The sequence below is a fragment of the Micromonospora chokoriensis genome (genome assembly GCF_000718555.1).
Taxonomy (GTDB): domain Bacteria; phylum Actinomycetota; class Actinomycetes; order Mycobacteriales; family Micromonosporaceae; genus Micromonospora; species Micromonospora chokoriensis_B.
Genome location: NZ_JOAN01000018.1, coordinates 95,251 through 107,278 on the forward strand (window position 1 = coordinate 95,251; position 12,028 = coordinate 107,278).

Genomic DNA, 12,028 nt, shown 5'->3' on the forward strand with positions numbered 1-12,028 from the left:
CCAAACCACGCGCTCTGGTCATTGGGCGGTGCTGCTCACGTAACGGGCAACCGTGTTGCGTGCGACCGATCGCGCATCCGCATGAGCCGTCTGCTTTGAAATTCTTCCCGTTGCCCAGGCACGGGCTATTTTGGCGAGCGCGTCAGCACCTTCATTGAGGGGATGACCGGTGTGGCCTCGGACCTTCTCCACGCTGATTCGATCCGCGTTCTCTGCTACGAGATGCGCCAGTTGCAGGATCGTTGATTTACGCCCGCCCGCCCGGTCCAGCGTGTAACCCGGCGGCATCTGCTCGCTACCGTAACGCCACAGGCTAATCAGATCGAGCGCGTCCTGGGAGTCACTAAGAATGCGGACCGGGTGGTGCCTGATGAGACGCCGAAGCGACCACCACATCGCCCGCAACTCGGTCTGCAGCACGCGAGCACCAATTATTCGGTGCGGCATCCGTGCCGCCCCAAGGCCATAAATGCCGTTCTCCCCAACGTAGCCCCAGCAGATGGGTCGCTGCCGGATGTCCATACCCTCCACGTGACGGTAGGAGCCATCAGTTCCAAGAAGAACACGCACCTGTGCTTCAAGGGCGAACTCCTCGATCTCGGACTGATGTGAGAAGTCGTCTTTACGGACGTCCGTACCCCAGCCCGCCCGCACTTCACGTGGCTTAGCTAGACGGCCCGGGTCGGGCAACTCGCACTGATACCTGGGGAACCTGTCGATCACCCAGGCCGGGTGCGCCCACTGGGCGTCCTCGCGTACAACGATGTATCGACAGTTCGTGCAGAGCCTTACCTCAGGTTCCTGCTGTCCTGTTGCCACCGGTTGCCTCCTTACCGCACAAGTGGACAACTCTAGGACGCGGTCATCCGCCGGGTGGCGTCCCGTCGGCATGCCGACATTGCGGTGGCGGGTTGCGCGAGGCCGCCCTTCTGGCCGAAGTTGGGCGGTGTGGTGGTGCGGGGGAAAGCGAGTGGATCTCTTACCGGACGTATGGATCGTCCACGCCCAAAGCAGCGGAGTCATCGCTTGACGGACGAGTATCTGCCGCGGTCTCGGCGCTTCGCGCGACATCGTTGCCGGGAACCTGAAACGTTGTGCCCGCGTACGCGGGTGCCTCGTGTGCGAGGGCCTCCATGTTTTCGGGCGCGCGGGCGACGGCGAGGGCCGGGGAACCGTGCAGATCCCACAAGCCTGCCTCAACCCAGCAGAGCTGGCGGTACTTCTCCGGGGCCATGGCCTGCGAGCCGAAGTCCCAGCCGACTGCTGACACAGGCTTGCCAGCGAACTGCCGTCGGGCTCGCTCGCGGTAGGCGTCCCTGGTAACTGTCGCGGGATGCAGGAAAGACAGGTCGAACCCATTCTCGGCGAGCCCAAACGCGGCCAGGCCGAAAAGCATGGTGCACTCGATCCCGCTGCTGGCGCAATAGTCGGCGATGCGGGCTGCGCCGTGCAGGGCACCGGCGTATGACAGCACGTACAGTCGGCGGACTGGGTGGAACCGTCGGTACTCCCGTAGCGCTGCCACGATCGTGGCACCGGAGGCGACCGTGTCGCCGATCAGTAGCGTCGAACCACCAGCGTCGAACCGCGCGTAGGACACTTCGACGGTCGCGTCGTCGGAGGCGACGGCCACCCTGCTCGTGCAGACCAGATTCGCCGGCAGGTTCCGGCCCGCATCGAGGGCGACCGCCTCCGCGAGCTGGTATACCAGGCCCTTGCTCAGGATGATCAGCTCGGTGAGGTCGGCACCGTCGAGTTCGTCCCGGATGTGCCGGACGAACTCTCGGCTGCTAGCGAGGCAGGCCTGTCGGAACGGGAGGTCCGTCAGATTGCGGTCGAACAAGAGCGCTTCCAGGTGCCGGTTGTGCACCAGGTGGAGACCTGTCACTCCCGTTCTGCTGCCAATCGACTCTATGACGCTGGACCCTGTGTCCTCGATCATGCCGTCGTGCTGGGCACTCGCGACGCGCCGGCCCTGATCTTCTGAAGCGCAACGAGCATCGGTGTGTCGATGTTGAGCACGTTGTTCTCGTATTCGTTCAGTGCGGCGGACAACCAAGCGGGGCGAGGTTGAGACGCCTTGGGTCGGTGGGCCAGTGACACGAGGGCGCGGCCGGCGGCCGCGAAGTCGTCAACCACATGGGTGGCCAGTGCCGCCACGTGCGGGTGCACGTAGTCGGTCACCCGCACACCTCGGTATTCCAGCACGTCGCTGCGGTACTGCGAGTTGCGAGGAGCAACCACGACCACGGGCGTCCCCAGCGTGACCGCCGCCGCCATCTCGACACCGATGCCGATTCCGCGGCGCACCCGCGCGTCGACGATGACCGCCGTCGCAATCATCACCTGGTACATGTCCCGGCCGAACTGGCCCAACGTGTTGCCCGCATCCGGTATCGGATCGTCTGGATTGAGAAAGACGACCTCGCATGAGGCCGCGCCGCCCGCGACCTCCTTTCGTTCCACATCCGTCCAGCAAAGACGATGTTGGTCGCCCCCACCTTTGATGATCGATCCCGAACAGTAAACGGATACCAGCATCATCGTGCCCTTCGATCGGAGTCTGTCGGGTTCAACGTGACATCGAGCTTGTTGGCGACGACGGCCACCACGGTCAGAGCCTGCTGGATGGTTTCTGCATCCTGGCACCTGACGCGCTTCCGCCCCCGGATCACCGCCTCGCGGAGCCGGGCGCGGAGCACCGGATGCTGCGTGGCGATGGCCACGGTGCCGAACTCGGGAGTCGAGCGCAGGGTGAGCAGCTCGGGCCAGCGGGCGGTGCGGTGGACGAAATCGTGGATACCCAGCCATCGCAGGCCGAGGTCGAACGAGCGGGCGGACAGCACGCGGTCGGCGAGGTATGCCCGCATCTGGCGGATGCCACAGGAGAAGTCGCCGAAGTCGAAGTCGGCGACGATGGCGGCGTCGAGGTCACGGAGGTAGCTGGCGAGATATTCGCGGGACAGGAACATCTCGATCCTGGCCCGTTCCTCGGCTCCCAGAGTCACTGGCACCGTGGCGCGGACGAACCGGCCGATGAACGCCTGCCCGTCGAGCCGTTCGGGCACCTCATGCAGGCGCGTCTCGACGTCGCCGGCTCCCGTGGGCCAGCGACGGGCGATGCTCACGAGCGTCGTGGCCAACTCGCCGTCCGGCTGTAGCGCGGTGCCCCAGCTCTGGCCGATATCGGCGGCGGTGTTCTGCGCGTAGCGGGGCCGCCAGACAAGGCCGTCGGTGAGGCTGCGGTGCGGGGTCAGCTCGTAGGGATTGCGGCTGTCGCCGCGGTATTCGGCGGCTTTGTGCTCCACGTAGGAGTCGAGGTGGGCAATGTGTGAGGAATAGTGGATCACGCCGCGAACCACGAGTGACCTGATCCGGGTGAGGAAGACCGACAGGCTGGGCACCTCGAACAGGTACGACGCGGGAAGGATCAGCTCCTCGTCGGTGGCGAGCACGGCCAACCGCGTCGCATGCAGCGCCTGAGCCAGATCTGTCTCGGTGAAGGGGGCCGTCGGTGAGCGGCCGTAACAGGACCGGATCTCCGGATTCAGGTACTGCACGAAGATTGGCCGTGCCCGATCGTAGGTCAGCGGCGTCGCGAAGCGTTCCTCTGAATAGAGGCTGAGCTGCTGCCCCGCCACGTGCAGGTGCAGGTCGCGGCCTGCGACATAGCCGTCGCGCCGTGCGCTGACGTCCTGCTGGGGGACGGTCACGAGTCACTCATGTGCTCGTTCGGGGCGTCCCACGGTGAGATCACGGCCCGCGGTGTAGGAATCCCGTCCGGCGGTCACGTTCTGCTGAATTGTTGTCGATTGATCGACGCCTTCACCGGAAGCCCGCGCCATAGTGATCAGGTCACGTATCGAGACGGCGATTCCGGGGTCCTCCTCAAGCCGGGCCTGCAAGCGGCCTTCCCACCTAGCCACCTCCAATGCGGACGTCTCATCCCTGCGCTCTGGCGAGGCGGCCAACACCCGGTCGCGCGCATCCTCCAGGACCCCGTCCAGGTTGGCCACGGACCCAGCTTCGTCGCGACCGAGAATGCGTGCCGCGTGGTCCTTCACGTTGAGCCACACGTCCGAGGCCATGGCCTGGATCAAGGCCGCGCTCGCTGCGGCGGCCAGGCCTGCTGCCGACAGGTCGTCCATGGATCACCGCATCTGTTGTAATGGCGCGCATTGGGGGAGCGGGCATCGCCCAGTATGCCAACGCCCTCATGCCTGTCAAGGACAGGCTCGGCCGTGACGTATTGATGCGGCACCGAGAATCGTCGTCCCAACAGAAAGCGGTTTATCCGGGCGTCCAATTCGTCGCGAGCCCGCAGCAATGCCGCCAACCGGTGCAACTTCCCGGTCACAAGGTTGATTCTTCGCGGCGTGCACTGGGTTGATCAGTGAGGCATCGCTAACTTCTCGTCATGACGACCTCCGATCGGCAGCGCGTCGCGGCGTTCTGGGATGCTTACGTCGAGTCCTGGCTCGGCGGAGAAGATCAAATGCCGGGAGAGCTTGAGTCCTGGTTCGCCTCCTATGTCGGGGCAGGCCCCGGCGAAGTGACGCGCGAGGGCTTTCCAGAGCCTTACCACGGTGACCTCCTCGGTCTGGAGCACACGCCACGGATGGTGGTGCTCGGCCTGAACCCCGGCGAGTTCCGTCCTCGCTTCCAGGCGCGCGATGGCATCTTCGCCAAGGAGATCGAGGAGCACGGCTCGTACAGCAGGTGGGCTACGACCTGCCCATACAACCGGCCGCCGTGGACACTGCCGCAGGAGATGGGCAGGAACAGGTACTACCAGGCCCGGCTTTCGTTCACCCGTCGGTGGCTCCAGGACCCGAGCGCGGACCATCGTGATCTGTTGATCTTCGAGTGCTACCCGTGGCACTCGAAGTCCATCACGGCTCCACTGCGGCCGCCGTCCGAGGTCATTGATGAGTACGTCTGGCCGCCGATCGCAGAGCTGCCCGTGCGGGACGTGTTCGCCTTCGGTCGCCCATGGGACGGCATCGCACAGGCGCTCGGCCTGCGGCAGACGCGCAAGTTGGGGTTCGGTGGCACGGACTACGGGTCGAAGGTGTCCGGTCGGACGGTGCGAACGTACGGGCTTCCATCAGGACAGCGGTTGGTGGTGGAGTGGCATCCAGGCTCAGCCGGACCGCCGAGCGCCAAGGAGACGGCCCTACTCCGGGAAGCGCTCATCGACGCTGGGAGTGACGGCACCTGGATCACACCCAGTCCCAGGGCGGAAGCCTCCGTCGACCAGGCCCCTGCTTCGACGCCCCTCGGACCGTCATCATGACCCGTGCCAGCGACGCCGTCCTCACAGTCGGCCGAATCGAGCAGCTCGATCAGTACATGGGTCAGTACGTCCTGGCTCCGTCTGGAACGTGTGTCTGCCGCAGGCTGGAGAGCTGCCGTGGAAGCGCCCTGGGTGGACGCCGATCGGTGTCCCGACCGGAGGCGGCCTTTGCCGCAGGGCAACTCTCGCACGTCGGTCATCACTACGACCTGGTCCTCGACGGGGTGCCGGCGCGGACCTTGGTTATCGCCATGGAGACCGGGAGAGCCCGAGGAGGTGTCACGCTCAAACAGCGTTATGCCGAGGTGATGCAGTCCGCTGGCCTGGCGTTCACCGCCCGCAACCCGCACATGCGTGGAGTCACGAGCGCGCTGCGGCTCGCCGCTGGGCGCGAACCAGGGCCGGACAGGGCCGGTGAGCTGCTCAACTTGGACAACGTCTCGTCGCCGGTGCACCTTTTCGACGCCTATGCCATGGCCAATATGCGGCTCTGCTCGGCGATGGTCAGCGGCACGACCAAGTCGCTCGGTAACCCGACCATGAGCCGGAACTGCGCCCCCCACATGTCGGCGACGATCGAGATCCTTCAACCGACCCTCTGCATTGTTCAGGGAGTCGAGGTCTACAAGTCGCTCACCACGATGATGAGTGACCGTCGTCAGATCACCCCACACCTCGTCCGGGCGAGGATTGCCGGCGTCGAAACCCTAGTCGCCGCCTTCAACCACCCGTCTGCCATGCGGTTGACCGACCACTGGGGCCGCCTGACCAAAGTGCCGTACCTATTCGAGACCGTCGCCCCGACGTTGAGGGCCGCGCAACAACTGATGACTCCCATGGATGTGCACGACAGCAAGCCGGTCGGACCGCAACGGCGCCCGCAGGATGTGAATCTCTACCCGCCGAGGTAGCTGTGCCTCGCATCGTCGCTGTTGTTCACCCGCCGCGCCGCGTCGGCTTGAGCAAGCCCGAGGGCGTTGCTTGCCCCGTCGAGCAGCTGCTTGTAGGTGATGACCTCGATCCGGGCAAGGTGGCTGCTGTAGGTCCGTAATACCTCGTTCACCTCCGCCTCGTCGAGGTCAGGCTGGAAGCGTGGATGGCCGATCACCACCGTCGCACCCGCCCGGCGCACATCCACGCCGTGCCGGTCGAGGATGCGCGAGCGGTCTTCGTCGAGGGCAAGCAGGTAGTTCATCACCTGCCCCACTGCACGGTGCACCTCAGCGTTAGGGATCAGGCCATTGCGCTGATGGGTCATGATGCGCACGTTGGCACGCTTCAGCTCCACGACGTGGAGCGAACCGTCGGGGCGGAGCAGGGGGATGTCCAGCTCGCTCCCCACGACGAGCCGGCGACGGCCGAGGTCCGGAAGGTAGGACCCACCAAAAATCCAGAGGTTCCTTTGGATTTCGTGTTGAAGGTCGGCCTCGCTGCTGTGCGGATTGTGAACCGCAGCAGTCAGTCGTTGCAGGGCGTCCGATCGGATCCTGAGCTGGGCGAGATGAGCCAGCTCTTCCATGCTCATCACTTCAGCCATCGTGAGTCGGCCAGCGTCTGCACCAGCTCCCACCGGCCGCTCTTCGAGAGTCAGGCGGTTCGTCAAGACCTCGTGTAGCCAAGCGGATGACTCCCGTTGGCCGCGAAGCACATAGTGCCCAGGCTGCTCCTCGTCATCAGAGATCGCGGACGCGGACTCGAACACACCAACGAGATGACTCTGGAGATCGGCGGCCGTAGCCGACGGGTTGTTGGTGAGGAAGGTACGCGCAGACGACAGAACGACATCGCCGAAGGCTTCCATGGTTCGACGTATGAGTGTGAGCAGGTTGAGTCGAGATCCAGGGAAGAGTTGATACTTGATCTCAACGTCAGGGCGAAGCATCGTGTTCATCGCGTACGCCAGCGCATCCTCGATGCGCTCACTCGCGAGTCGGTCCTCCTCTTCCCGCGCGGCACCCTCCGCGTAGCGGAGTAGGGAGAGCAACTCCCTACCACCTCGGTAAGGGCTCTGGCCGCCCATGTGCCTCAGCGCGTCCTCAAGGAAGCCGCGGACATGCTCCGAGACGCCGAGCTTCACGATCTTCTCGATCAGGAGCCGAAGGGTGTAGTCAGACCGCGTTCGCATTGCCCCTCACGCCTCACGCTTGTCGGGAATCAGGAACCGATCGTGCAGCGTCCCACCGACGCTTCGTCTCGTGCTACTGCTATCTGTGCCAGGGACAGCCCTCAGCGCGATCGGAGGCGTCAGGAATCTCCGCCGCCCGCTTCGATCGTCCGGGCGCACGGATGGGCAGCGGTAAGCCACTCAGACTCTGCTGGAGACCCGGCGGAGGCCGGCGAGTTGGACGACGACCTCGCGTTTGGCAGCGCCCGTTTGATCCGGTCGTTCTCCTGGCTGAGCAGCCGTACCGGCTCGTTGAGCATGGCCAGATCGTCGGCCATCCGGACCTGCAGATCGTCTCGACCGCGTCCATCAGAAATCCGACAGCATCAATAGGTGCAGGCGAGACGCGCACCAGTCTGGCAGCCAGGCAATCTCGCTGGAGCGGCAAATGCCTGATCTTCAGCGACAGGCCCTGATTGGCAGCGCCCAGTCAGGCACTTAGGGTTATCGGTGCTTCACCCCAGGCGACGGCGAGCCGATTGGCGGACTGCGGATGGCTGTGAGCACGCATCGGGCGAATTGCGCGAATGCTCAAAATCCGGGCTGCAAGTGCTCCGGCTGTGGTGGCTCGCTGCATGGCTGGGATGGCTGGGCGACGCTCGCCGTCGAGCGCCCGGCCGTACGCGACGAGCGGCGACGCGCGTTCAACGGCGACATCCAGAAGGGCCGCGTCGGGGAACTGAGGTCCAACGCCAAAAACCGACAGCTCTCCCTCGATCTTGCCCGGCTGGGCATCGCTGAGCACCTGTGGGCCACGGATCCGCGTCCCAGGACCGAGGGCAGGCTTGAACGTGACTTCGAGGTCGGCGACCGGACGGCGGTGGAGTTCGACAACGGGCGGATGAACCTCCTCGCCGATGCGATCATGGTGGACCCCTGGGGCGAGATATCGCGCGACATCGACAACCTCGTTCAGAACGAGCCAACCGCTCGGGAGATCAAGAAGGGTCTCGCCAGTCACGGCTGGTGCAGCCTCCTGGTGGCGCTGATCCAGTTGATCGAAAGGATCAACAAGGTCATCGGCCTTTTCACCGATGCGGCCAAGCAGGCCGTCAAGAACGCGTTGTCGAATCACTTCACGTCCCGCATCTCCGAGTTGGTGAAGGACGCTGTCGTCGACATCGTCGTCGACAAGGTGTGGGCGGCACTGACGCGGCTGCTCGAAGCTCACTTCCCTCTCCTAGGCGCTGACACCGTGCGCGTCCTGCGGATGCTTGCCGTGTTCGCCTGCCCGTCGGTCGAACGGCACCGGGATGTCTACCAGCACGCCGTCGTGCCGCTCATGGGTGATGCCCAAGGGTTCGTCGCGGAGGACGTCAAAGCGCAGGTGATCACTCTCTTCACGGCGTGGTGGCAGCGCAAGGGCCACGAACCTGCCCTGTGACGCCGTCCGGCGCCATCAGGGTGAGCAGTCGGGGCCGCATGAATCAGTGAGCCGCCGGAAGACAGGAGCGAATTGGCCCTGTCGGGCGAGAGAAGTCAGTCAAGACCCTTGATGCCAACTGTGGGACTCCGTACGGTGAGTTTCCACTCACCTCAAGGTGAACGTGAGTATCGACCCAGCGTAAATCGACAGGGGTTTCCCCGTGTCCTCTCGGTCGCCACGGATGGCCTGCAGGCGAGGGGAATGTGTCGATGGATGAAGCGCGGATCCCGGCGGGGGCGCCTGCGTCGTGCAGCGTAGGCGCACGGTGCCGGATGGATATGTGGAAGGACGAGAGTGGATCAGCAGGCAGAAGTGCGGATCGCAGGTTCGCTCCCGCTCGCCGTGGTGATGGACGCGTTGCGGGCCGCGCGGACCGTCTTCCATTCGGAGGCGGACTTCCAGCACGCCTTCGCCTGGGCTGTTCACTGCCTGGACAACGAGGTCCAGGTGAGGTTGGAAGTGCGGCAGGAGGAGAAGGCGTACCTGGACCTGCTCTGCTTCGGTCCGAAAGGCCGGACGGCGATCGAGTTCAAGTACTTCACCGCGCGCTGGGACGGCGTCGACCCTCGCACCGGCGAACAGTTCCGGCTGCGCCACCACGGCGCCCCAGACCTCGCCCGGCTCGGCTTCGTGGTCGACATCGCCAGGCTGGAACGGTTCTGCCAATCCGGCCCCGCCGCGATGAACGGTCTGGCCGTCCTGCTCACCAACGACCGCGGGATGTGGAGCCCACCGACCGGATACCGGTTGACCCGGGACGGAGAGTTCCGCCTGCACGAGGGACGCAGGCTTCGCGGCATGCTTCGCTGGGGGACCGAGGGCAGCTACTTCTTGGCGAATCAGAGGGACCTGCTCGGTGACTATCCACTGACGTGGCGAGACTTCGCCCGCCTGAACGGCGGCAATGGCGAGTTTCGCTGGCTGGCAGTGCAGGTCGACCAGGCGAAGCCCACGCCGGCGGACGTGGTGGGTGCCTGATGCCGCATCGCAACAGGTTCACGGCCGCCTGCCGCGCCATTGCGTTTCCCGCCGGGCTGATCTCACCAAACGCGGTTCTGGAGTTCACTACGGACGATCTCGCCCATGCCATTTTCGCCACCGGCAGGGCGCCGGGCGACGAGGTACGCCACGGGTGGGCATCCGTGTGGGAGTTCGTCCACCGCGCCTCGCTCATTCCGGCGTACGTGCGCAGGACCCGCGGCGGCGCGTTGGTGAAGTCGGCCCTTGCCATGGAGTTGGACCGCTCGGAGAAGGTGACGCTGTCGTACTCGCTCGGGCAGGCGTTGACCGGGATTTTCTGTGAGCGAAAACTGGGGGTGACGCACCTGCTGCACATTGACCGCTACGCAAGCAGGTGGGGGGTCGTCTTCGCCGCCACCAAGAAGCGGGCAGATCTCTTCGGTCTGTCACCGGCCGGCTGGGTGGTCGCCGAGGCCAAGGGACGCTCGAACGGCATAGAACCGGATCTACTGAACACCATCATCGCTCAGAAGCGCTCGGTGAAGTCCATTTCTGGCAGGCGCCCCTGGCTCGCCCTGGGCTGCGTCGCCGCCTTTCCGCCGCATCGGCGCGAGCTGTCCATCACCGCGGTGGACCCGGACGAGGAAGGACCCGAACCGGTCGACGTCGACCTGGACCTGGACCGGTACATGCTGGCGTACTATGAACCGTTCCTCGCCGCCATCGCCGCAGGAACTCCGCAGGTGCGGGACCAGCGTTACCTCACCTCCCGTCTCGGCCTGCTCGACCTTCGAGTTGGCCTGCGTAGGGACATCGCCGTCAGGGTTCAGCAGGCAAGCCAGGGGGAGCTGTCAGGTCTGCACGACTCGGTGGTCGAGCTTCTCGACTCCGGCATTGAGCTGGACGAGGCAGCCACCGCCTTTCCCGATGGGACGCTGGTCGGATCTAACTGGACGAATGCCATCTCCCTCAACGACTGGCGCTTCTGACCCTGACTTGACCGGGCGACCTTCCCCGACCCGGCGTTGCACTCCGCTCGTTTACCGGCTTGGGCGCGGGGTGGAGGCCGGCGAGTTGGACGAAGACCTCGCGTTTGGCGGTTGCGTCACCTCGGCGGTTGAGGACGTAGCCGGTCAACCAGATCCAGTCCTGGTACGTCGGCCGGTCGCAGACTGAGACGACGCGGAAGGTCAGGGCACGACCCCCAGCGAACTGCACCGAGGCCCGGCCGTCGATGACGAGCAGGTCGCCGGGGGAGGGACGCGCGGTCACCAGTGACCGGAGTTGCGGTGATGCTCCTGCGGCGGCGGGCACTCCCGCGCGTGCATGGTCTGCCAGTCACGCAGTGCCCGCTTGATCCGGTCGTTCTCCTGGCTGAGCAGCCGAACCGTCTCGTTGAGCATGGCCAGCTCGTCGGCCACCCGGGCCTGGAACTCGCGTACCTCATCGGGGTCGACGCCGCGCCGGCACGCGGCGAACGCGCGGGTCCGCACCTCGTGCGGCGTCAACCTGCCTGGGTGGCCGGCGGGGTAGGGCTGGCCACCTCGATACACCTGAGCCACGACGATCCTTTCTGAGGACAGGCGGGAGCGCCAAAGGTCCTTGTGGTGGGTCTGGAAGGGCGGGCCGTCCGCTCGGGGGCCGCGGGCGACCCGCCCGCTCCGCCGCCGCAGCCTTATTCAGCGGTACGACAGCAGAGCAGTCCGGAGGGTCGGGACGGGCACACGCACCCGCCCCGACCAGGGGATGAGCCGAACTCGTTGCCACGCGAGGAGCGGCCCGGAATCAACATAGCTAGACATGTCAGATGAGTCAACGCTGCTTGTTAGGCGCGTCGCGGTGTGATCAAATCGGGTTGCCACGCGAGGAGTGCCATGCGAGAAGTGCCGGATTACTGGCGCATCGCCGACGATGTGATCGCCGACGTCAGGTCGAAGAAGTTGAAGCCCGGGGACAAGCTGCCCTCCATCGCTGAACTGCGTGCTCGCTACGACGTCAGTCACGGGACCGTGCAGATGGCCTACGCCCGATTGGAGGCGCTGCGGGTGATTCGGCGGCAGCAGGGCAAGGGTGTCTTCGTGACCGACCCGAAGACCTGGATGCGGGAGCCGTAGGTAGCGGGCTGGCTACCTACACGAGCCTTTTGGGTACCCCCGTCCCGTCCACGGGACGACTAGAGTCG

Annotated in this window: 13 protein-coding genes; 6 read left to right on the top strand and 7 right to left on the bottom strand. The window is 65.2% G+C overall.

Annotated features, from left to right (window positions below; translation table 11 throughout):
- Positions 1–18: 18 nt before the first annotated feature.
- The 5 genes from IF46_RS34875 to IF46_RS0123720 form a co-directional block, all read right to left on the bottom strand.
- On the bottom strand, positions 19–819 hold the full coding sequence (locus tag IF46_RS34875; RefSeq protein ID WP_198041513.1) for a ribonuclease HI: 801 nt from the start codon (positions 817–819) through the stop codon (positions 19–21).
- A gap of 160 nt (positions 820–979) precedes the next feature.
- On the bottom strand, positions 980–1,942 hold the full coding sequence (locus IF46_RS34880) for a hypothetical protein (protein WP_198041514.1): 963 nt from the start codon (positions 1,940–1,942) through the stop codon (positions 980–982).
- Positions 1,939–2,544 carry a hypothetical protein gene (locus IF46_RS0123710; protein WP_157563385.1) on the bottom strand — a complete coding sequence of 202 codons (606 nt, stop codon included), beginning with the start codon at positions 2,542–2,544 and terminating at the stop codon, positions 1,939–1,941. Before IF46_RS0123710 ends, IF46_RS34880 begins: the two co-directional genes overlap by 4 nt.
- A complete protein-coding gene (locus IF46_RS0123715) occupies positions 2,541–3,713 on the bottom strand; it encodes a hypothetical protein (RefSeq protein WP_030490578.1) in 1,173 nt (390 codons plus the stop codon). The genes IF46_RS0123710 and IF46_RS0123715 overlap by 4 nt, the downstream gene beginning before the upstream one ends.
- Before the next feature lie 3 nt (positions 3,714–3,716).
- Positions 3,717–4,148, bottom strand: coding sequence for a hypothetical protein (locus IF46_RS0123720; RefSeq protein ID WP_030490579.1), 432 nt, complete (start codon positions 4,146–4,148; stop codon positions 3,717–3,719).
- Between the two features lie 269 nt (positions 4,149–4,417).
- Between IF46_RS0123720 and brig1 the strand changes: the two genes are divergently transcribed.
- Entirely contained in the window at positions 4,418–5,296 is an 879-nt protein-coding gene (gene brig1, locus IF46_RS0123725) for an anti-phage DNA glycosylase Brig1 (protein WP_030490580.1), read from the top strand.
- 146 nt (positions 5,297–5,442) lie between these two features.
- Positions 5,443–6,207: a hypothetical protein gene (locus tag IF46_RS0123730; RefSeq protein ID WP_157563388.1), complete on the top strand. Its 765-nt coding sequence runs from the start codon at positions 5,443–5,445 to the stop codon at positions 6,205–6,207.
- Here the strand turns inward: IF46_RS0123730 and IF46_RS33390 are convergent.
- Positions 6,192–7,373 (bottom strand): Shedu anti-phage system protein SduA domain-containing protein, encoded by a 1,182-nt coding sequence (locus IF46_RS33390; protein WP_198041515.1) that lies wholly within the window; start codon positions 7,371–7,373, stop codon positions 6,192–6,194. The genes IF46_RS0123730 and IF46_RS33390 overlap by 16 nt on opposite strands.
- Before the next feature lie 580 nt (positions 7,374–7,953).
- Here IF46_RS33390 and IF46_RS0123740 point away from each other — a divergent pair.
- From IF46_RS0123740 to IF46_RS0123750, 3 genes are all read left to right on the top strand, one after another.
- On the top strand, positions 7,954–8,844 hold the full coding sequence (locus tag IF46_RS0123740) for a hypothetical protein (RefSeq protein ID WP_030490583.1): 891 nt from the start codon (positions 7,954–7,956) through the stop codon (positions 8,842–8,844).
- Positions 8,845–9,198: 354 nt separating this feature from the next.
- Positions 9,199–9,864 carry a hypothetical protein gene (locus tag IF46_RS0123745; protein WP_198041516.1) on the top strand — a complete coding sequence of 222 codons (666 nt, stop codon included), beginning with the start codon at positions 9,199–9,201 and terminating at the stop codon, positions 9,862–9,864.
- A complete protein-coding gene (locus tag IF46_RS0123750; RefSeq protein WP_030490585.1) occupies positions 9,864–10,835 on the top strand; it encodes a hypothetical protein in 972 nt (323 codons plus the stop codon). The genes IF46_RS0123745 and IF46_RS0123750 overlap by 1 nt, the downstream gene beginning before the upstream one ends.
- A gap of 279 nt (positions 10,836–11,114) precedes the next feature.
- Here the strand turns inward: IF46_RS0123750 and IF46_RS0123755 are convergent, their stop codons facing one another.
- Positions 11,115–11,408 carry a DivIVA domain-containing protein gene (locus tag IF46_RS0123755; protein ID WP_232234137.1) on the bottom strand — a complete coding sequence of 98 codons (294 nt, stop codon included), beginning with the start codon at positions 11,406–11,408 and terminating at the stop codon, positions 11,115–11,117.
- 312 nt (positions 11,409–11,720) lie between these two features.
- On the opposite strand from IF46_RS0123755, the gene IF46_RS0123760 reads away from it, so the two are divergent.
- Positions 11,721–11,960: a winged helix-turn-helix domain-containing protein gene (locus tag IF46_RS0123760; RefSeq protein WP_030490587.1), complete on the top strand. Its 240-nt coding sequence runs from the start codon at positions 11,721–11,723 to the stop codon at positions 11,958–11,960.
- The last annotated feature ends 68 nt before the right edge of the window (positions 11,961–12,028 follow it).